This window comes from Natrinema sp. SYSU A 869 (assembly GCF_019879105.1).
In the GTDB taxonomy this organism is placed as follows: Archaea; Halobacteriota; Halobacteria; order Halobacteriales; family Natrialbaceae; genus Natrinema.
This window is the reverse complement of the sequence record NZ_CP082249.1, coordinates 2,051,973-2,070,817: the sequence shown is the minus strand read 5'-3', so window position 1 is coordinate 2,070,817 and position 18,845 is coordinate 2,051,973. Positions and strand designations below refer to the sequence as shown.

Genomic DNA, 18,845 nt, shown 5'->3' with positions numbered 1-18,845 from the left:
GTCGCTGAATCGGCCGTACTCTCAAGTCACCCGGTCTATCGCAGCCTCGCGTCCCTTGCAGAAAATCGGTCCCCACTGACGCTCGACCGGTCCCCGCCGGTGCTCGGTTCCGGCCGCCTTACTGCATCTGCAGCAACTGCGCGTGTAGCGTCGCCCCCACCTCGAGGACGTTCGTCTCGTCGACGAACCCCTCCTCGACGGCGAGTTCCACGGCGCGGGTGCCGACGATATTGGCGACGTCCGCCTGGGTGAGGCTCTCGATTGCTGTGCCCTCGTCGACCGCATCGGTGCCGTAGAACTCCTCGGTGACGGTCAGGGAGAGCTCGCCTTCCTCGAACGTCTCGCCGAGGACGTCCTCGTCGCAGACGGCGACCAGCAGCCCCTCCTGGGTCTCTCGCTCATTGACGATCATCCGATCACTCGAGTTCCCACTCGCGGTCGTCTTCCTCCTCGTCGTCTTCGACGCCGAGATCGGCGACGCCGAGGTCGTCCAGTCCGATGTCTCCCTGTCGCTGGGGTGGCGACTGGCGGTTCGCGCCGCGACCGCCGAGTCCGGCACCGGCACCGCCGCGGCCAGCTCCGGCACCACCGCGGCCGGCTCCCGGACCGCCGCCAGCGCCAGCACCGCCGCCGCCGCCCGCACCCTGACCGTACATCTCCTCGCGGTCGTCCATCATCTCCTGTTCGGCTTCCTCGCGCATCTGGTTCGCTTCGTCGGCGATCTCCTCGGCCTGATCGAACTCGCCGAGTTCCTCGAGGATCTCGGCCTTCGTCTCGAGTACTTTCGCGTTGCGCAGACCGAGGCGGATCGCGTTGTCGACGCAGTTGAGTGCCTCCTCGGATAGCCCGCGCTCCGAGAGGAAGAACGCGCGGTTGAACCAGCCTGCAGCGAATCGCTCGTCGATCTCGATGGCACGCTCGGCGTGTTCTAAGGCCTCGCTCGTCTGGCCGAACTCCCAGAGGGCGTAGGCGAGGTTCGTCTCGGCAGTGGCGGCGTGCTCGCTCTCGTCGTCGATTCGCAGGGCCTCGCGGTGGGCACCGATCGCCTTGTCCCACTCCTCGAGTTCGCCGTGGGCAACGCCCTTGTTCACCCATGCCTCCTGCTCGAGCTTGTCGTCTTCGGCGAAGTGAGACGTCCGATCGAAGGCCTCGGTGGCCTGCTCGTAGCGGTTGATCTGCATGTAGTTCAGGCCAACGTCGAGCAGTTCGCTCGCATCGACGTCGTCCTGATCGATGTTATGCTGGTCGAGCGTGTCGGTGACGACGCGGGAGTCGACGGGGTCGACCTTCGACGGGTCGACGCCGAGTTCTGGCGGGTCCAGATCGAACTCCTCGTAGGGATCGCCAAAGCCCTCTCCCTCAGAGAAGTGATGGTCGCGGTCGTCGTCTCGGTCAGTCATTAGTACGATTTGGCGGTGACGACTGTTAAGGCCTGCGACCCGGGTATCGACGGGGTTGTGGCGGCATTGTGCACGGTTCGGAGCGGCGCTCTCAGACCCGTTTCCCAAGCTGTCTGGTAACGCTCCGCAGTGACTGCGTCACCGCTGCTGGATGCGGTACCCCGAGCCGGTACCGGACTCGGTCCTGTCGCTTGAACGGCTCGAACACTGCGGGTTCCCTGAGAGCCCAGATCTGTGCGCGACCCCGTCCGCCGTGTCGATCGAGGATCGCGTTCGCTGCCCGACGGCCGGCCTCGTTGGCCGACTCCATCGAGGCCAGGTCCGAATTCGTTCGCACGTAATCGCTCGCCAGCGTGAGGTTCCGAACGCCGACGTCGGCCGGCGGCCGGTTCCGAAGCGACCCCACGGTGTTGATCAACAGCGGCGAGTGGTTCTCGACTCCAGCATCCGTTTCGACGATCGACGGATCGAGGAACCAGTCGACGAGCATCTCGTCCCGTACCCGTTCGTCGGACCCGTTCAGGTGGCCTTTCAACTGCGCCCAGATCTCCTCGGCGATCTCCTCGCGCGTACACGCTCTGGCGGGTTTTTCGTGGACAATCCCCGGCGTATCCCAGTCGGACGCGATCACCGAGAGGACGCCCGCGACCGCGTCGGGGCCGCGCCCCTCGAGGTCGTACTCGGTCCAAAACTGGCGCTGTGAGATCGAGGTCAGTGCCCATGGAGCGTCGGCGTAGACTTGATGGCCGCGAGTCAGTTCGACGTCCTCGGTGAGGTAGAACTGAATCCCGTTCATCCAGGCCGTCTCGAGGCGCTCAATCCGACCCAACTCCGGCGCGGCCCGGCGCAGTTCGGGCGTAACGAACTCGGGGGCGACCTCCACTGGAACGGCCAGTACGAACTCGTCGGCCGCGATCGTCCGGCCGTCGGCCAGTTCGACACGGGTGACGCGCCGCCCGTCGAACGCGAGGTGGCGCGCGGGGGTGTTCGGCCGGAACTCCACGCCGAGCGTCTCGAGGTGGCGAACCCACGGATTGATCCAGGCCTCGTTCGTCGGCGCGTTCAGGATTCGCTCGGTCGGTTCGGTCGGATCGAGTTGGCCGAACAGCAACTGCAGGTAGATGGTGCCGACCGTCCGGGCGCTGCCGACCTGCGGCCGGAGCGCGACGAGCGCCTGGGTAGCATATGCGAGCCGGTCTCGAAACTCCTGGGAGCGGTTCTCAGCGTCGATGAACTCCCACCAAGAGACATCGTCGAGTTCGCCCTCGCGTCGCTTCTCACAGGCGGTCAGCAGGTAGAGCAGTCGCTCGAGCAGGAAGCGAACGTCCTCGGCGGGCAGGTCCTCAGCGAAGGCCGGCCGCAGCGCCTCGAGCCAGCCGCGCATCGAGTCAGGCGTGCTCGTCTCGGCGATCCGTTCTGACTCCGTGGTACTCGCGATGAGCGTCGCCTCGGTCTCGACGAGGTTGTCGGCGACGGTCCCGCCGCTGTCCGGAATCCGCTCCATCGTGTCGACGACGTGCCGGTAGAACGCCGGGAAGAACCGAAAGCCGTGTTCGCCGTGCAATGCCGCCGGCTCGTCCGCGATCGGCATCGATCGGGCCTTCCCGCCAAAGCGGTCGTTCGCCTCGAAGACGGTCACCGCGAACCCGCGTTCGGCGAGTTCCTGCGCCGCGGAGAGGCCGCCAATTCCGCCACCGAGTACGGCTACGTCGGTCATTAGCGTTCTTGAGAGTCCAATCCAGATAACCGGTGTCCCTAACCACGAACCCCTCGAGACGGGCACCGGTCGGTGCTGGAACTGCCCCTATCCCCCGTCAGTATTGAGTACGCCGCCCGCGAGGATTCGACTATGCGACTGTTCGTCAGCGTCGACCTCCCCGACGACCTCACCGAGCCGGTCGCCGACCTGCAAGACGAACTCGCCGAGGCGAGCGGGCTCAACGTCACGGATCCGGAACAGGCTCACATCACGATGAAGTTCCTCGGTGACGTTCGAAAGAGCTTTGCTCTTTCGAGCCAATCAGAACCGCAAAGCGATTCTGATGACGTCGACGAGGACCGACTGCCTACCCTCGAGCGGGAACTGTCAGCCGCGGTCGACGACGCCGATGTCGACCCCTTCACGGTCCGCTACGGCGGATTGGGAGTCTTCCCGAACCTCGACTACATCAGCGTCGTCTGGCTGGGCGTCGAGGCGGGCGGCGAGGAACTCACCCGTCTTCACGAAGCGATTGAGGACCGCACGACTGCGATGGGGTTCGACGCCGAGGATCACGACTTTACCCCGCACGTCACGCTCGCGCGGATGGAACATGCTGGCGGAAAGGAACTGGTCCAGAACCTCGTTCGGGAACGCGACCCGACCGTCGGCGAAACCCGCGTCGAGGCGGTTCGCCTGACCGAGAGCACCCTCACGGACGCGGGACCAGTTTACTCGACGGTCGAGTCGTTCCCGCTCGAGTGACGTGCCTCGAGTACGTCCGAAACAGCTGTCCTCGAAACAAGCGATTAGACCATCTCATCCGGATATAGTCAGGAAATACAGAACTAGGTCTCAAGGGACGGTCCCCCGTATCGAACGCGAGACGATGGTATCCGGGCTCGACGATCAGCCGTCAGACCACACGAGCGGCCGGTGGCGCGTCACTCGCCGCGAGGCGCTCGCAGCACTTGGCGGTGCAGCACTCGCCTCCTCGAGTGGCGCATCGAAGACCACGATGGCAGCCGACCGTGGCCCCGACGCGCCCGTTCACGTCCGGGTCTATCCCGGTGCCGTTCCGTTTCAAGCCCGGCTTCGGTACGGGCTCGGCGAACTGCGACGCGACTGGCCGACACCCCTCCGCGATGCGTCGGCGGCCATCGAGGGCGCGTTCGAGCAGGTGCTTGCCTACGCCCGCGAGCGCTCCCGGCTCGAGGCCCTCGAGGTCCGCGTCGAACGCGGTGCTCCGATTCGATTTCCGCCCTCGGCGACGCCGCTTTCGGCCGACGCAGTGCTCCCGTCGCTCGAGGCTCTCCTCGGTCGATTTCGCGAACAGTTGCGAAAGCGGACCGCGCTCACCGGTCGGACCTGCCACGTCCTGTTGCGCTGGTCGCCCCTGAATTACCGCGTCGGCTACGGCGGGACGCTGGCACCGAACTCGGTTACCGGCGAGACCGATGACGGCGGCAGCGGTGACGCACAGACAGTCGCCAATGTTGGCGCGACGGAGGTCTGGGACTCGCGGGCGGTGACGCGGAACATGGCGATCCACGAGACGATCCACACGTTTCTCCCGCACGATATCGTCGAATCGATCGGGGAGGCGTACTGCGATCACGAACTCGGGACGGCCGTTCGGACGGGCGAAAACACGCTGGAGATCTCGCCGATCGCGACGGCCTACGCCGGTCCTGACCGGATCGGCGGCGGGACCCGATTTCACGGTACCGGCTGCTGTGAGAAGAGCCGTTTCTCCCGCCACGACGGCACTGACGGCATCGAAAACTGGACCTACACGACCGAACTCAGCGACACCACGTGCGAGGGAGTGACGCGCTTTCTCGAGTGGCGGTTCGACTCCTGATACCCCTCTCGTGGACGATTCGATCGCGATCACGCCGGAGATTTGTCGCGATCGGTCGCCGTTCCGGCCCGCTGCCCCTGCAAGATGGACAAGATTTAAGCCAGCACGGGCTACGTCCGGCTACTATGGGTAAGAAATCGAAGGGCAAGAAGAAGCGACTTGCCAAACTCGAGAACCAGAACAGCCGCGTGCCGGCCTGGGTCATGATGAAGACTGACATGGAAGTCCAGCGCAACCCCAAGCGACGCAACTGGCGGCGTAACGACACTGACGAGTAACGATGAGTGCAAGTGATTTCGAGGAACGCGTCGTCACCGTTCCGCTGCGCGATGTCAAGAAGGGAGCCAACCACGAGGCCGCCGACTACGCGATGCGACTGGTCCGCGAACACCTCGCGAAACACTTCGCAGTCGACGAGGAGGCCATCCGACTCGATCCCTCGATCAACGAGGAAGTCTGGTCGAACGGCCGCTCGAACCCGCCGCGAAAGCTGCGCGTTCGCGCAGCCCGCTTCGACGAAGAGGGTGAAGCCGTCGTCGAAGCCGAGGTCGCTGACTAAACTTGCAACGTCTCGCCTTCGCCGGGTCGGCCTACGTCGGCGTCTTCGCCCGTGCGACCGACTCGTGCGTTCTCGTTCGCCACGACGTCGACGACGACGTTGCTGCTGACCTGACAGACGAACTCGAGGTGCCCGTCATCCAGACGACCGTCGGCGGCTCCTCAACGGTCGGTGCGCTAGCGACCGGTAACGAAAACGGCCTGCTCGTCAGCGCTCGCGTCCTGGAGTACGAACGCGAGCTCCTCGAGGAGGAAGTCGACGTGCCCGTCGCCGAACTGCCGGGCAGTATTAACGCTGCCGGCAATGTCGTGCTCGCGAACGATTACGGGGCCTATGTCCATCCGGACCTGCCCCGCGAGGCGATCCAGATCGTCAAAGACACGCTCGAGGTCCCCGTCGAACGCGGCGATCTTGCGGGCGTCCGGACGGTCGGCACTGCCGCAGTGGCGACCAACACCGGCGTGCTCTGTCACCCCAAGGCGACCGACGAGGAGCTCGATATCCTTGAGGACGCCCTGGACGTCCGTGCCGACGTCGGCACGGTCAACTACGGCGCGCCGCTAGTCGGCTCCGGTCTGATCGCTAACGAGGCCGGCTACGTCGTCGGCAAGGATACGACCGGGCCCGAACTGGGCCGGATCGAGGACGCGCTCGGCTATCTCGACTGACGCGGCCGATCCGAGACCCAATTTCGGTTCTCTGCGCACCCCATCTTCTCCTCGAGCGACTGCGACCGACGCCGTTCGCTCACCCCAGACTGCGTGAAACCCTTTCTGAGACACTCTCTGTCCGATATATCCATTTACTCGATACCGAGTACCCTATATATGGTCTGACAAGGTGTGGTCTTCATTACTGGCGATTTGCTCTCAGTCGTCTTTCTCGCACCCCTATTCCGGGACGAAACGCGTGAATCCCCTCGTGACGAGCGTTCCCAAAATGGTGTTGGGTGCCATCTACGCGGCCACGTTCGCCACGATGGGACTATCACTCGCTGCGATTGGTCTTCTTGCGCCGGAATCATCTGGTACTTGCTCGCGGCGTATCGCTCGCCGTGGGCAATCTCGGCCTCGCGTTCTCGCTCATCCGCTTCGGTCGCTCCGGTTGCGCGCGACGGGCAGCAGCAACTCCCGAAGCTCGAGGACTGAGGGTTCGACCGGGCCTCACTGACGCTCGAACCGATGTAACACGACGTCGCTGTCGTCGTCCCACTCGAAATTCTCGTGGGCGCGCTCGAGCATGCGTCGATACCCCTCGAGGTCGTCCATCCCTTCGGCTCGTGCGTCCTCGTCGGTCAGCTCTCCGAGCGTCCGCTCGCGGACGTCGGTCACTTCGAAGGTCGTCCCGTCGATCGTGAACGTGTCCCCTTCGTCGGCGTACTGATGGCCGCGGTGGATCTGGGTGACCTCGCCCTCGAGGGCCTGAGTCTGCATCCGCTCACTGGGCAGTAGCTCGCTAGGATCGCGTTCGCTCATGATCGCGGATTCGGTCCCGTGCGGTAAAATCGTTGACCCTCCGCTCGTCGGGAGATCGTCGGTCGAGACGCGCCTCCCGACCTCTCGTGACCGATGTGGCCGCTCGAATGGGAAGGGAAGATTCTTCCGACTGCCTGCCGGAGGAATGGGTATGAGTCAATTTACGGTCAGTGGTCGGTTCAAGAGCCGCGACGGCTTCGCGGAGTTCGAGACGACCATCGACGCCGAGAACGAGAACGTCGCTCGCGAACACACCTACACCCAGCTCGGAAGCCAGCACGGGCTGAAACGTAGCGAAATCGAACTTGAGGAGGTATCCCAATAATGAGCCAACAGCAACTACAGCAGCTATCCCAGGAGCTTCAGGAGATCGAAGAACAGATCGAGTCCCTTCGGACGAACGTCGAGGCCGTCCAGCAGGAGAAGACCGAGGCCGACGAGGCAATCGAGGCCCTCGACACGCTCGAGACGGACTCGACCGTGCAGATGCCCCTCGGCGGCGGTGCGTATCTTCGAACGACCATCGAGGACATCGACGAAGTCATCGTCGACCTCGGTGCCGACTACGCCGCAGAGTTCGAGGAGGGCGACGCCGTCGACGCTCTCGAGAACAAGAAAGAGCACCTCGACGACCAGATCGACGATCTCAACGAGGAGATCGCCGAACTCGAGACCGAAAGCGACGAACTCGAACAGCAGGCCCAGCAGCTCCAACAGCAGGCGATGCAACAGCAGATGCAGGGACAGGGGATGGAGGGAATGGGCCAGGGTCAGCCCGACGAATAACTCGGCGTAGGGACTCCTATCGATACCCATGTTCGACAACCTGAAGGACAAGCTCGGTAGCTTCCGGAAAGACGCCGAAGAGGCCGCCGAAGAGAACGTCGAGGAGGTCGACGAAGAGGATCTCGAGGCGGTCGACCAGGACGCAGCGCCGGCGGAGTCGACGGACGCGGAAGCCACCGATACTACCCCCGAAACGGCGGACGCCGAGACGGCTGAGACGGCAGCCCCAGCGTCTGCTGCGGTGGAGCCGGACACAAAAGGAGCGCCGGACGCGAGATCGGAGCCGGGGGAAACGACCGAGTCCGCCACTGCAGACGCGGCCGAGTCCGCCGGCCAAGAGCCGGCGACCGATTCCGACCCCGATTTCCTCGAGTCCAACGACTCTGCTTCCCTCGAGTCCGACGACTCTGATTCAGTCTCTGACGAACCGGTTCCCGACGAGGAGCCGGCCGATACAGCGGCCATCGACGAGGGCGAAGAAGCCGCCGAAGACGAGGAAGAAGCCGACGACGACGAGGAAGATGACGCCGATGACGGCGAGCGGACCGGGTTCGGTGCCAGGGCCAGGTCACTCATTACGGGATCGTCCGACGACTCCGAACCGGAATCAGATGAGACGGCCCCCGACGACAAACCGGCCGACGAAGCGACTCCTGCTGGGGAGTCGGCCGATACAGCGACCGTCGACGAGGAGCCAGCCGATTCGGCAGTCATCGGCGAAGAGTCGGCCGATGCAGCGGCAGTCGACGAAGAACCAGCCGTCGAAGAAGACGAGGAAGCCGAGACTACCGATAACGGCGGAACCGGCTTCGGTTCCAAGGCCAAGTCCCTCGTCAAGGGGAAGTTCGTCATCGAAGAGGAAGACCTCGAGGGGCCGCTCCACGAACTCGAGATGGCGCTGCTCTCGAGCGACGTCGAGATGGGCGTCGCCGAGGAAATCCTCGACAATATCCGCGACGAACTGGTCGGCGAGACGCGGACCTTCACGACCTCGACCGGCGAGGTCGTCGAGGAGGCACTGTACAATGCGATCTACGACGTGATCAGCGTCGGGCAGTTTGACTTCGACGAGCGCATCGCCGTCGAGGACAAGCCGGTCACCATCATCTTCACCGGCGTCAACGGCGTCGGGAAGACCACCTCGATCGCTAAGATGAGCCGCTACTTCGAGGAACGAGGGTACTCATCGGTGATGGCCAACGGCGATACCTACCGCGCCGGAGCCAACGAGCAGATTCAGGAGCACGCCGACGCCCTAGATACGAAGTGTATCAGCCACGAGCAGGGCGGCGATCCCGCGGCGGTGCTGTACGACGCCGTCGAGTACGCCGAGGCTAACGACATCGACGTCGTACTAGGCGATACGGCGGGACGACTCCACACTGACGAGGGGCTGATGGACCAACTCGAAAAGATCGGTCGCGTCGTCGATCCCGACATGACGCTGTTCGTCGACGAAGCCGTCGCCGGCCAGGATGCGGTCAATCGCGGCCGCGAGTTCAACGAGGCCGCCGAGATTGACGGAGCCATTCTGACGAAAGCCGACGCCGACTCCAACGGCGGTGCGGCGATCTCGGTCGCCCACGTCACTGGAAAGCCGATCCTGTTCCTCGGTGTCGGACAGGGGTACGACGACTTAGAGCGGTTTGATCCCGACGAGATGGTCGACCGGCTGCTGGCCGACGACGAATAAGCGCTCCGTTGCGCGACCGTCATCACGTCATCGGTCCGCTATTTCAGAAGACACTTATTGTTCGTCTGAGATGTTACTGTATGACCCCCCCTCGCTCTCGACGAACGGTTCTCGCGTCGATAGCAGCGACTGCAGCGCTCGCAACGGGCGGGTTCGAGTACAACTCGAGTCGCGCGACTGGGGCGTCACTCGAGTCCGGAACCGTTCCCGCGGATCGGTACGACTGCAGCGATGTCGACCGTCCTGAGCCCGACTCGTCGGACGACGAGGCGGCGCTCGAGCCGCTGGAGTATCCAACGCTGCCGTCGGAGGCAAACGCCAGCGAGGATCACAGTCCGGCGGACGGCTCACGATCGCCGGCGATGTACGGTGCAAGCCGATACGTCACCGAGTTCGAGCGGGCATATCAACGGAACGCGTTTCTCGTCCAGTACGGGTCCATGGCACGGGTCTTCGACCTTCACCGGACGGCGTATCGGACGGTACCGATCGACTCGACCGCAGACGGGGATGCCGTCCTGGTGGCGATCCGCTACAACGTGACGAGGGGACACGCCAGTCGACCACGAACCACCGCACCGAGTGGGACGTCCGTGTCGTCTACTATCGCGACGCCCGGTTCTTTCTCCGAGCGCAGTACGACGGCGTCGCCGAGGAGTTGACGTTCGATCCCGATCCGCGGACGCAGGGAACGCTCGTTGCCTGCTTCGACTGACCGGTCGTAAATCGTCATCGGTCGAGGTGTGCTCGAGGATGGCCGCGTCCGCTGTGGACTCCCCGTCGATCCCCCGTCGATCGGTTAGGATCGTGACGCGTTCTGGCGGTTACACGGTACCGGGGACGATTGCCGCTATCACCGACGCGGTCGCCGCAGCTATCGACGCCGGGTGGCGCGTTTCGGCGTGCTGTCGCCGGTTTCGGGCTGATACTGTCGCCAGTTGCTGGCCGAGGGGCAATACTTACCGGTGAAAACGATCCACGTCATGATTCGCCGAGTTACGGGGGTGTATAGGTGTGGGGTGGTATTACCCGCTAAACAATGGTCCTTCGAACGAATACTCGGGATACCGAAAGCATAGGTACTTCTGCTTTCGCACGAACGACGAGGTGGTTCGCGTGAATACAGTCGAACAACACAAACAGGAGAAACACCCCCTCGACGTCGTCGACGATGTCTACGACTACGCCGAGGAGGACCTCTCCTTCGACGAGATTGAAGCACGCGCCGGCGGCGGCGAGTGGGAGCGACTGAAGTGGGCCGGCATGTACGCCCAGAAGCAGGAGGGCTACTTCATGATCCGGACCAAAGTCCCGGGCGGGAAACTCACGCCCGAGCAGGCCGAAGTGATCGGCGAGGTCACCGACGACCTCGCAGTCGCCCCCGAGGAGTACGGCGGCGAGGAACAGAACGAACTTTGGGGCGACGCCTACCTCGATATCACGACTCGACAGGACATCCAGAAACACTGGATCCGCGTCGAAGACGTGCCCGAGATGTGGGAGCGCTACGACGAGGTCGGCCTAACGACTGTTCAGGGCTGCGGTGACTCCGCCCGGAACGTCCTCGGCTGCCCCGCGGCCGGACTCGACGACCACGAGTGTTTCAACGCACAACCGGTTATCGAGGCCGTCTCGGACTTCTTTACCGAGAACCGCGAGTACGCCAACCTCCCGCGGAAGTTTAAGATCACGATCACCGGCTGTGCCCACGACTGCGCACAGTCCCAGATCAACGACGTCGGTCTCGTCCCCGCGAAGAAGGAGATCGATGGCGAATATCTCTACGGGTTCCACGCTCGCGTCGGCGGCGGTCTCTCCGACGGCCCGCGGATGGGTTCGGAGCTCGACGTCTTCATCAATCCCGAAGACACCGTCGAGTTCTGCCGTGCCGTCGCCCAGACGTTCAAGGAACTGGGTGACCGCAACAACCGCGGTGTCTGCCGCATGCGGTATCTCGTCGAGCAGATGGGCCCCGAGAAGTTCGAGGAGGCCGTCCGCGACCGCTGTACCCTCGACCTGCCCACCGGCGGCGAGAACCTGACTGTCGGCTACCAGGGCGACCACGTCGGCGTTCACAATCAGAAGCAGGACGGGCTCAACTACGTCGGCTTCAACGTCATCGCCGGCCGCATGGGCGGTGACGAGTTCGCCGCGGCCGCCCGCGCCGCCGAGAAGTACGGGACCGAGGACGCCTCCGTGCGCCTCGCAACCGACCAGAACTTCCTCATCACCCATATCCCCGAGGAGAACGTCGATGACCTCCTCGCGGAGCCGTTCGCTCAGGAGTACAGCCCCGATCCGGGTCCGTTCTCCCGCGGCGCGGTCGGCTGTACGGGCAACGAGTTCTGTAACTACGCGATCATCGAAACCAAGAAGCGCACCAAGCGCTGGGCCCGCCAACTCGACGACCGCATCGACGTGCCCGACGACATCGAGGCTATCCGGATGCATATGTCCGGCTGCTCGGCCTCCTGTGCCCAGCCCCAGATCGCCGACATCGGCTTCCGCGGCGAGACCGTCAAACTCGAGGACGAGAACAGTACCAACGCCGAGGGCGACAACATCGTCGAAGGGATGGACTTCGGTCTCGGCGGCTCGCTGGGTGCCGACAACGAGTTCCTCGATTGGGTCGAGAGCGCTGTGCCCGCCGATTCCGTGATACCGGCCTTAGAGCAGCTGTTCGACGCCTATTCCGCGGATCGAGCCGACGGCGAGAAGTTCTACGAGTGGTGTCGCGGTATCGACAACGAGCGGCTCCGCCAGATCATGCAAGGGGCAGACGCACCGGTTGCACGAGGTGTTGCCCATGGGGACTAACGGCGAGGACACCGAGCGCCGATTCCCACATGTCCCCGAATCGGACGACGATGACGATGCCGTCATCGTCCCCAACGCCGACAGCGGCGCATCCCGCTCTCGAGAGAATACGGACCACGCTCGAGAGGGCGCAATTCGTACTGACGGTGGCAATGGTGCCGACGACGCGAGCGGCGATAGTTGCTCGCCGAACACCTGTACCTGCGGCGAGAAGACGCAGGACGAAACGACGGCGGATCAGCCCGTCGCCACCGATGGAGCCGGCGTCGCCAACGTCGACGAGATGGGCGAACTCGGTGACCTCGAGTTCACCGAGCCCGCCGAGGACGTCAGTCAGGACGTCTACGACGACTCACCCGACACGCGCGTCGGGATTCCGGATGGCGTCGATCTGGACACGCCGGAGTACTCGATCCGGTCGCAGATGAACGATATCGAGACGCCGGATGAGAAGACCTGGTTCATGGAACTGGACGAGGCCGTCATCGACGAGGACCGCTGTATCCAGTGTGGGACCTGTGTGGCTGCCTGCCCATCGGATTCGATCGGGATCGGCGACGACGGGGAGCCGGAACTCGTCAAGATGTGTACGGGCTGTTCGCTGTGTTGGGACTTCTGTCCCCGCGGCGGCATGCGCTACGAGCGCCAGTGGAAGATCACCGGCGGCGACGACAACGTCAAGGGCGCAGGCGACCCGATCACGGAGTTCTCCGCGAAGGTCGAGGACGACTGGACCGACGAGGCCCAAGACGGCGGCGTCGTCACCGGCGTCCTCTCGACGCTGCTCGAGGAGGGCGAAATCGACGGCGCGCTCGTCGCAACGGAGAGCGAAGAACAAGAGTGGAAGGCCGAGAGCTACCTCGCAACGACGACCGAGGAGCTCGTCGCAAATGCCGGCACCGTCTACAACCAGACGATGGCGCTTGGCAACCTCGACCTCGAACAGTGGGAGCACAAGCTCCCCGACAAGTCCTGGGACGAGCTCAGTATCGCGATTGTCGGGACGCCGTGTGAGATCGAGGGCATCCGCGCCCTACAGGACTTCGAGTGGGACTATCAGGCCCAGAACGAGGGCATCCGCGCGGTCGACTATACGATCGCGCTGATGTGTACGAAGAACTTTAACTACCACAGCCTCATGGGCGAGCAGTTAGAGGAGCAACGCGGCATCTCGCCGTCGGAGATCGGTAAGATGGACGTTCTCAACGGCAAGATGATGGTCTACGACCACGAGGGAGAGATGATCGTCGAGGAGGACATCGAGAACTTCCACGACGCCGCGCTCAAGGGCTGTGACGAGTGTGCCGACTTCACGGGCTTCTGTTCGGACATCACCGTCGGCTCCGTCGGCTCGAGCGACGAGTACTCGAGCGTCATCATCCGGACCGACCAGGGGATGAAAGCCTGGGAGATGACCGAGCCGAACCTCGACTACCACGATCTCGAGGACAAGTCCGCAGTCGGCAAGCTTCAGGGCTGGGACAAGAAGAAGGCATTCGAGAGCCTCGATCGTCCCTTCGACCCCGATGCGCCGCGGTTCATCGAGTACACCGACCACGCCGAGAACTACGGCACCGCGCTGAACCCCCACGACCAGGGTCACTGATCGGAGTCACTCTCGACGCCGCCGCGTTCCGTTGCCGCGTTTGTTCTCCGTTATAGTAGCCACTGAAACGAGTCACACACTGATCGCACAGCTGTCATTCGATCAGGTGTGCAGTGACTTTCAGCGGCTACTATAGTTTCGGACGTCGGCCATTCCTCAACGAGTATCGACCATGTCAGCCAGTGAACGGGGAGTGAACTGCAGTGGTTTTGCCTGTCGTCGCAGATAGGTAGGGCTCGCATCACGGTTCTCGATTAGTCTGTTCGATTATGTTTCAGGGCAGTTATTTATGTCGGAATGTGGTAACAACGACCACACTCGCGGGACCATCTGTGTGAATGAGCTCCCAGAATCCCCGTCACGTTCGGCACTTCGTGTACGGCGATCCCGCGAGTGTGGTCTCACCCCCAATTTTGACGTCTCGATCGACGTGTGCTGCGGTACCATCCGAACGAACGGGCGGACGATTTCCCGTTTGCGCTGATGACAAGTGGTTGCAGCCACCGCTCAGATCACGACGCCGGACTGCAAGACTGCGATCAGGGCGGTCAACACTGGTATCGCGAGCAGCGTCGTCAGGAACACGCAGGTCGAGACGTACTCGGAGACGAGTACTCCTTCCGTCCGGGCGCTGCCGGCGAACTCGATGACGAGGATTAGCGGCGTCACGGCGGCCGGCATCGCGGTCTCGAGGACGAACACGCGCGCAACAGTGGGATTCTCGAAGCCGACGAGGAGTGCAACCCCGAGGCCGACGACGGGGGCGAGGCCCATCTTGAGCGCCGTCGCGGGCCAGGCGCGCGAAACTGCCGAGGCGGTGTCAGCTCGTGCGAGCTGGACCCCGAGGATGAGCAGCATGAGCGGGATCGAGGCGTCACCGACGAGCTGGAGTGTCTCCATCGCTGCCGCATCCGCGGGCGGGACGAGGTCCAGCGCCCGTGCGAGCAGCGCCGCGATGACGGCGTAGGCCAACGGGATGTAGAACACCCGGCGGACGCCCTCGAGGCCGGCGGAGCCGCTGCTTCTGGAGGCGACGTAGACGCCGATGGTGTACATCAGCACGGACTGGACTGAGAGGAAGAGGACGGCTGTCTGGCGGCCAACCTCGCCGAACGCGAAGTCGGAGACGGGAATGCCGAGGTTCCCCGAGTTACAGAAGATCGCGACCAGTATCAGCGCGCTCAGGGCAGGTTCGCGTTCGCCGACGGCGCGGCCAGCGAGTTCAGCGATCCCCCACATCACTGCAGTGAAGATAGCGATGCCGACCGTCACCCGCAAGAGCGTCGCCGCCTCGAGTTTCGTGACGGCGAGGCTGTGGAAGACCAGTGCGGGTGCCAGCACGTAGACGACGGCCGTGTTCAACGGCTCCGGATCGATTTCCTTGACGGTCGCCAGCACGTAGCCAACTCCCGCAATGGCGATGATCGGGCCGACCGCAGAGCCGAAAATACTGACAAGGTCTGCCATCAGTCAGTGTTCGACCTCGCGGTGAGTCGGGCGACTCGAGAGAGCTAGCTGCCGGGCGACGATTGCGTGCTGCATTCGCAGCGTGATACTCCCTACTCCTGATATGGGGCTTGCGATTAGAGCGAACTGCGGCTGGAAATCTCGGTAAATGATTGGGGCGACCCTCCGTTCAGCACGCGCCTGTACTCGTTTATTGCAACTACAGATGTGCGTCTCACGGCTACGGATGTTCGTGAACTCGAACCGAGACGCACGGCTGGGGGCGTCTTCACGTGGTCGCAACTGTCGGCGTTGAGACCGGCCTGATCACCACTGTGGAGTGGTCTGCGGCCACGTGGTCCCCGTTCTTCAGACACCGGCGCGCGACCAGTCCTCGTCCTGCTCCCGCCGTTCGAACCGAGCTCCCTGTCCACACTCCGGACAGCCGAACTGTTGGTACTCAACCTCACTTCCGATGAGCGGGACGGTTTTCTCGACGCCGCTCCCTCGATGCTCCATCTCGATGTCACACCGTGAACACGTGGGAATCTCTCGGAACGGTTCGTTCTCGATGGACATTGGTCTCCCGTGCTATATGCTAACTCTCAACTCCCCTAAATCGTTTGCGCCCACAGTTTCGCCGGCAGCCACGGGTTCGAGGGTGATCGCCATATCTCGCCTCGGTTTCGAACTGCTTCGTACGTATACGGACGCCGATGAGAGCGTTCAGTGATCCGACTCGAGTCGCCCCATTCGCCAGCGGATCATCGGTCGCCGTTTAAGTAGTTCTGGTCACAAGGTAAAGATACGACGGAAGAACGGTCCCTTCTCGAGGCAATCTCCATCTCCTAGCCGCGCGTCTCGGTTCGAGTTCGCGATCGGTGGTCGAACCACACCGTGTGTGGATTGTGGGTGGCAACGGCCAACTCGAGTCACCTTCAGCGGACTTATTTCGAGCGCCCGGTAACCGAGACCATGGAAACCGACGCTCGAATTCGGGTCGCGACTCCGGTGGACGCGGCCGCCGTTCGCGACATCTACGCGCCCTTCTGCGAGTCGACGGCGGTCACCTTCGAGGAAACTGTCCCCGCTGAGGCCGAGCTGGTCGACCGGATCGAGTCGACCCTCGAGCACCATCCGTGGCTCGTCTGCGAGGTCGACAACGCGGAGCAAAGTCGAGGGAACTCGGCGAGTTCTCGACCAGTAGAAGACGAAAGCTTCCAAGACTCCGCGAGCAGCCGGACGCAGCCCGGCGACGGCGAGGTTGTCGGCTACGCCTACGCGGGGCCGCTGCGCAAGCGCCGAGCCTACGAGTGGGTCGTCGAACTCTCGGTCTACGTCGCCGACTCGGCTCGCCGGGTGGGAGTGGGACAGGCGCTCTACGAGTCGCTATTCGCCGTTCTCGAGCGGCAAGGGATCCGCGACGCATATGCCGTAACGACGGTCCCCAACCCCGAAACCGAGCGGTTTCACGAGCGGATGGGGTTCGAACGGCTAGTCGACTTTCCGGCGATCGGCTACACGCAAGACGAGTGGCAGGACGTGGCCTGGTGGCGACGGCCCCTCGCCGAGAAATCGGAGACGCCCGAGCGTCCGCGCCCGTTCCCGGCCGTACGCGAGGACGAGGACTGGGAGTCTCTGGTCCGAACGGGTGTGGATTCGCTGGACCTGTCATGACCGAACACCAGCTCAGTCGATCCGCCAGCGCGGGGTTGTTGACGTCCGCGTGGTCGGTGAGCACGGCTGCGGTCGCATCGCCATCGACGAGCGTGCTGTCGGAGTCGACGGTAACCGTCGTGACGCAGCCAGGGTTGAACGCCATAGTTGCTCCCTCGCGTAGAGGGTCGAAAACGTCGCGTGTTCTATTCACCAGCGAGCCGAAGAGATGGGTTCCGCCGTCCTGTCAATCGAAGCCGCTTAGTGGAACTACTGATTGGTACCACACATGAATCCCTCGAACTGGCGGACCTACCTCGTCACGCAGGCGTCGCTGTCGGCCGACCGGTCGACGCCCGAGACCGTCCGCGCGGCGATCGATGGCGGTGTCGATGCCGTGCAACTGCGCGAAAAGGACGCGAGCGCCCGCTCGCGGTACGGACTCGGCCTCGAGTTGCGAGAGCTGACGGCCGAGGCTGGCGTCGATCTGATCGTCAACGACCGCATCGATATCGCACAGGCAATCGATGCCGACGGCGTCCACGTCGGTCAGTCGGACCTGCCGGTCGCGGTCGCTCGCGACCTGCTCGGGTCGGACGCGATCGTCGGCTGTTCGACGTCGACGGTCGCCGAGGCCCGTGAGGCGGAAGCCGAGGGCGCGGACTATCTCGGTGTCGGGGCGGTCTACGGGACCTCTTCGAAGGATGTGGACGAGGACACGGACGGCATCGGTCCGGACCGGATCGCCGACATCGCCGAGGCGGTCTCGATTCCGATCGTCGGCATCGGCGGTATCACGGCCGACAACGCCGGACCCGTCCTCGAGGCGGGCGCGGCCGGCGTGGCCGTAATCAGCGAGATCACGGCGGCTCTCGATCCACAAGCGGCGACCGAATCGCTTGCTGCCGCCGCCGAAACGCCGAAGGAAGTCGGCCACGGAGGAACCAGCGAATGAGCGTTACCGACATCGCCGCCGCCGACCTCGCGGATTCGGTTCGAACGGTTCGAGAGACGGAGCCACTCGTCCAGCACCTGACCAATACGGTGACGATCAACGACGTGGCGAACCTGACCCTTCACTGGGGCGGGCTGCCGGTGATGGCCGATTCCTTCGGGGACGCCGGTGAGATGGCCGAGGCTGCGCGCGCGGTCGTGATCAACATCGGGCAGGTGCCCGACGGTCGCGTCGAGGCCATGCACGAGGCCGGCCGAAAGGCAAACAAGCGCGGGATTCCGGTCGTTCTCGACCCCGTCGGCGTGGGCTCGACGCCCTCGCGCGACGCGGTTGCCGAGAGCCTCCTCTCAGAGGTCGAGTTCGCCGTGATAAAGGGCAACTACGGCGAAATCAGCGCGCTCGCCGGCGTCGAAGCCGACGTGAAAGGTGTCGAGTCCATCGGCGACTACGAGGAAATCGAGGAGACGGCCCGATCCGTCGCCGAGTCAACCGGCTCGATCGTCGTCGCCTCGGGCGTCGAAGACGTCGTCGCCGACGCCGACGGCGCGGTTCGGCTCACCACCGGTCACGAGATGCTCGGCGAGGTCGTCGGCACCGGTTGTATGCTCGCCGCGACCATCGGGACCTTCGGTGGCGCGCTCGAGGACGCCCATGAGGCCGCCGTCCACGGGACGCTCGCCTTCGGTATCGCGGGCGAGCGCGCGGCCGAGATGGAGCATGCGGGGCCGGGAAGCTACCGGACGAACTTCCGCGACGCCGTCACAAACGTGTCGGGCGATAGCGTCGCCGGTCTCTCCCTCGAGGACCGACTCGAGCAGTTGCTTTGACCCGGCCGAACCGCGCCGGTCACCGTTCCGATAGTCGGACTGTACTGAAACCGTTTTAGTAA

The 18,845-nt window shown here is 63.8% G+C and carries 20 protein-coding genes; 14 read left to right on the top strand and 6 right to left on the bottom strand.

The window, feature by feature from the left end; genetic code table 11:
- Nucleotides 1-118: 118 nt before the first annotated feature.
- The 3 genes from K6I40_RS18440 to K6I40_RS18430 all read right to left on the bottom strand — a co-directional run bounded on the left by K6I40_RS18440 (nucleotide 119) and on the right by K6I40_RS18430 (nucleotide 3,117).
- Nucleotides 119-412 (bottom strand): DUF424 family protein, encoded by a 294-nt coding sequence (locus K6I40_RS18440; protein WP_222915241.1) that lies wholly within the window; start codon nucleotides 410-412, stop codon nucleotides 119-121.
- A 4-nt stretch (nucleotides 413-416) separates the two neighbouring features.
- On the bottom strand, nucleotides 417-1,400 hold the full coding sequence (locus K6I40_RS18435; protein WP_222915238.1) for a tetratricopeptide repeat protein: 984 nt from the start codon (nucleotides 1,398-1,400) through the stop codon (nucleotides 417-419).
- A gap of 91 nt (nucleotides 1,401-1,491) precedes the next feature.
- Complete coding sequence (locus K6I40_RS18430) at nucleotides 1,492-3,117, bottom strand: FAD-dependent oxidoreductase (RefSeq protein ID WP_222915235.1); 1,626 nt, start codon at nucleotides 3,115-3,117, stop codon at nucleotides 1,492-1,494.
- Nucleotides 3,118-3,249: 132 nt separating this feature from the next.
- Between K6I40_RS18430 and thpR the strand changes: the two genes are divergently transcribed.
- The 5 genes from thpR to K6I40_RS18405 all read left to right on the top strand — a co-directional run bounded on the left by thpR (nucleotide 3,250) and on the right by K6I40_RS18405 (nucleotide 6,190).
- Nucleotides 3,250-3,864 carry an RNA 2',3'-cyclic phosphodiesterase gene (gene thpR, locus K6I40_RS18425; protein WP_222915233.1) on the top strand — a complete coding sequence of 205 codons (615 nt, stop codon included), beginning with the start codon at nucleotides 3,250-3,252 and terminating at the stop codon, nucleotides 3,862-3,864.
- Nucleotides 3,865-3,988: 124 nt separating this feature from the next.
- Nucleotides 3,989-4,963 carry a hypothetical protein gene (locus K6I40_RS18420; RefSeq protein ID WP_222915229.1) on the top strand — a complete coding sequence of 325 codons (975 nt, stop codon included), beginning with the start codon at nucleotides 3,989-3,991 and terminating at the stop codon, nucleotides 4,961-4,963.
- Between the two features lie 125 nt (nucleotides 4,964-5,088).
- Nucleotides 5,089-5,241, top strand: coding sequence for a 50S ribosomal protein L39e (locus tag K6I40_RS18415; RefSeq protein WP_004267621.1), 153 nt, complete (start codon nucleotides 5,089-5,091; stop codon nucleotides 5,239-5,241).
- 2 nt (nucleotides 5,242-5,243) lie between these two features.
- Complete coding sequence (locus K6I40_RS18410) at nucleotides 5,244-5,522, top strand: 50S ribosomal protein L31e (protein ID WP_222915226.1); 279 nt, start codon at nucleotides 5,244-5,246, stop codon at nucleotides 5,520-5,522.
- Between the two features lie 2 nt (nucleotides 5,523-5,524).
- Nucleotides 5,525-6,190, top strand: a complete 666-nt coding sequence (locus K6I40_RS18405; RefSeq protein WP_222915223.1) for a translation initiation factor IF-6 — start codon at nucleotides 5,525-5,527, stop codon at nucleotides 6,188-6,190.
- A gap of 495 nt (nucleotides 6,191-6,685) precedes the next feature.
- Here K6I40_RS18405 and K6I40_RS18400 read toward each other — a convergent pair whose 3' ends face one another.
- A complete protein-coding gene (locus K6I40_RS18400; protein WP_222915222.1) occupies nucleotides 6,686-6,997 on the bottom strand; it encodes an ASCH domain-containing protein in 312 nt (103 codons plus the stop codon).
- 151 nt (nucleotides 6,998-7,148) lie between these two features.
- On the opposite strand from K6I40_RS18400, the gene rpl18a reads away from it, so the two are divergent.
- The 6 genes from rpl18a (at nucleotide 7,149) to K6I40_RS18370 (ending at nucleotide 13,899) form a co-directional block, all read left to right on the top strand.
- Nucleotides 7,149-7,322 carry a 50S ribosomal protein L18Ae gene (gene rpl18a, locus K6I40_RS18395; protein ID WP_222915219.1) on the top strand — a complete coding sequence of 58 codons (174 nt, stop codon included), beginning with the start codon at nucleotides 7,149-7,151 and terminating at the stop codon, nucleotides 7,320-7,322.
- Nucleotides 7,322-7,783: a prefoldin subunit alpha gene (pfdA, locus tag K6I40_RS18390; protein ID WP_222915218.1), complete on the top strand. Its 462-nt coding sequence runs from the start codon at nucleotides 7,322-7,324 to the stop codon at nucleotides 7,781-7,783. Before rpl18a ends, pfdA begins: the two co-directional genes overlap by 1 nt.
- A 28-nt stretch (nucleotides 7,784-7,811) precedes the next feature.
- Nucleotides 7,812-9,476: a signal recognition particle-docking protein FtsY gene (gene ftsY, locus K6I40_RS18385; RefSeq protein ID WP_222915216.1), complete on the top strand. Its 1,665-nt coding sequence runs from the start codon at nucleotides 7,812-7,814 to the stop codon at nucleotides 9,474-9,476.
- Nucleotides 9,477-9,556: 80 nt separating this feature from the next.
- Nucleotides 9,557-10,138: a hypothetical protein gene (locus K6I40_RS18380; RefSeq protein ID WP_255681724.1), complete on the top strand. Its 582-nt coding sequence runs from the start codon at nucleotides 9,557-9,559 to the stop codon at nucleotides 10,136-10,138.
- 454 nt (nucleotides 10,139-10,592) lie between these two features.
- Nucleotides 10,593-12,293 carry a ferredoxin--nitrite reductase gene (locus K6I40_RS18375; protein WP_222915214.1) on the top strand — a complete coding sequence of 567 codons (1,701 nt, stop codon included), beginning with the start codon at nucleotides 10,593-10,595 and terminating at the stop codon, nucleotides 12,291-12,293.
- On the top strand, nucleotides 12,283-13,899 hold the full coding sequence (locus K6I40_RS18370; RefSeq protein ID WP_222915212.1) for a Coenzyme F420 hydrogenase/dehydrogenase, beta subunit C-terminal domain: 1,617 nt from the start codon (nucleotides 12,283-12,285) through the stop codon (nucleotides 13,897-13,899). The genes K6I40_RS18375 and K6I40_RS18370 overlap by 11 nt, the downstream gene beginning before the upstream one ends.
- A 507-nt stretch (nucleotides 13,900-14,406) precedes the next feature.
- Here K6I40_RS18370 and K6I40_RS18365 read toward each other — a convergent pair.
- Both K6I40_RS18365 and K6I40_RS18360 read right to left on the bottom strand, forming a co-directional pair.
- On the bottom strand, nucleotides 14,407-15,366 hold the full coding sequence (locus K6I40_RS18365; RefSeq protein ID WP_222915210.1) for an AEC family transporter: 960 nt from the start codon (nucleotides 15,364-15,366) through the stop codon (nucleotides 14,407-14,409).
- A 348-nt stretch (nucleotides 15,367-15,714) separates the two neighbouring features.
- Nucleotides 15,715-15,924 (bottom strand): hypothetical protein, encoded by a 210-nt coding sequence (locus K6I40_RS18360; RefSeq protein WP_222915208.1) that lies wholly within the window; start codon nucleotides 15,922-15,924, stop codon nucleotides 15,715-15,717.
- A 396-nt stretch (nucleotides 15,925-16,320) separates the two neighbouring features.
- On the opposite strand from K6I40_RS18360, the gene K6I40_RS18355 reads away from it, so the two are divergent.
- From K6I40_RS18355 to thiM, 3 genes are all read left to right on the top strand, one after another.
- Nucleotides 16,321-17,022: a GNAT family N-acetyltransferase gene (locus tag K6I40_RS18355; protein ID WP_222915206.1), complete on the top strand. Its 702-nt coding sequence runs from the start codon at nucleotides 16,321-16,323 to the stop codon at nucleotides 17,020-17,022.
- Between the two features lie 268 nt (nucleotides 17,023-17,290).
- A complete protein-coding gene (thiE, locus tag K6I40_RS18350; protein WP_222915204.1) occupies nucleotides 17,291-17,956 on the top strand; it encodes a thiamine phosphate synthase in 666 nt (221 codons plus the stop codon).
- Complete coding sequence (gene thiM, locus K6I40_RS18345) at nucleotides 17,953-18,783, top strand: hydroxyethylthiazole kinase (RefSeq protein ID WP_222915203.1); 831 nt, start codon at nucleotides 17,953-17,955, stop codon at nucleotides 18,781-18,783. The genes thiE and thiM overlap by 4 nt, the downstream gene beginning before the upstream one ends.
- Nucleotides 18,784-18,845: the final 62 nt, after the last annotated feature.

What these genes read in the sequence shown, in the direction of transcription:
- K6I40_RS18440 (WP_222915241.1), bottom strand. Translation starts at nt 412, where the DNA reads ATGATCGTCAATGAGCGAGAGACCCAGGAGGGGCTGCTGGTCGCCGTC.
- K6I40_RS18435 (WP_222915238.1), bottom strand. Translation starts at nt 1,400, where the DNA reads ATGACTGACCGAGACGACGACCGCGACCATCACTTCTCTGAGGGAGAG.
- K6I40_RS18430 (WP_222915235.1), bottom strand. Translation starts at nt 3,117, where the DNA reads ATGACCGACGTAGCCGTACTCGGTGGCGGAATTGGCGGCCTCTCCGCG.
- thpR (WP_222915233.1), top strand. Translation starts at nt 3,250, where the DNA reads ATGCGACTGTTCGTCAGCGTCGACCTCCCCGACGACCTCACCGAGCCG.
- K6I40_RS18420 (WP_222915229.1), top strand. Translation starts at nt 3,989, where the DNA reads ATGGTATCCGGGCTCGACGATCAGCCGTCAGACCACACGAGCGGCCGG.
- K6I40_RS18415 (WP_004267621.1), top strand. Translation starts at nt 5,089, where the DNA reads ATGGGTAAGAAATCGAAGGGCAAGAAGAAGCGACTTGCCAAACTCGAG.
- K6I40_RS18410 (WP_222915226.1), top strand. Translation starts at nt 5,244, where the DNA reads ATGAGTGCAAGTGATTTCGAGGAACGCGTCGTCACCGTTCCGCTGCGC.
- K6I40_RS18400 (WP_222915222.1), bottom strand. Translation starts at nt 6,997, where the DNA reads ATGAGCGAACGCGATCCTAGCGAGCTACTGCCCAGTGAGCGGATGCAG.
- rpl18a (WP_222915219.1), top strand. Translation starts at nt 7,149, where the DNA reads ATGAGTCAATTTACGGTCAGTGGTCGGTTCAAGAGCCGCGACGGCTTC.
- pfdA (WP_222915218.1), top strand. Translation starts at nt 7,322, where the DNA reads ATGAGCCAACAGCAACTACAGCAGCTATCCCAGGAGCTTCAGGAGATC.
- ftsY (WP_222915216.1), top strand. Translation starts at nt 7,812, where the DNA reads ATGTTCGACAACCTGAAGGACAAGCTCGGTAGCTTCCGGAAAGACGCC.
- K6I40_RS18380 (WP_255681724.1), top strand. Translation starts at nt 9,557, where the DNA reads ATGACCCCCCCTCGCTCTCGACGAACGGTTCTCGCGTCGATAGCAGCG.
- K6I40_RS18370 (WP_222915212.1), top strand. Translation starts at nt 12,283, where the DNA reads ATGGGGACTAACGGCGAGGACACCGAGCGCCGATTCCCACATGTCCCC.
- K6I40_RS18365 (WP_222915210.1), bottom strand. Translation starts at nt 15,366, where the DNA reads ATGGCAGACCTTGTCAGTATTTTCGGCTCTGCGGTCGGCCCGATCATC.
- K6I40_RS18360 (WP_222915208.1), bottom strand. Translation starts at nt 15,924, where the DNA reads ATGTCCATCGAGAACGAACCGTTCCGAGAGATTCCCACGTGTTCACGG.
- K6I40_RS18355 (WP_222915206.1), top strand. Translation starts at nt 16,321, where the DNA reads ATGGAAACCGACGCTCGAATTCGGGTCGCGACTCCGGTGGACGCGGCC.
- thiE (WP_222915204.1), top strand. Translation starts at nt 17,291, where the DNA reads ATGAATCCCTCGAACTGGCGGACCTACCTCGTCACGCAGGCGTCGCTG.
- thiM (WP_222915203.1), top strand. Translation starts at nt 17,953, where the DNA reads ATGAGCGTTACCGACATCGCCGCCGCCGACCTCGCGGATTCGGTTCGA.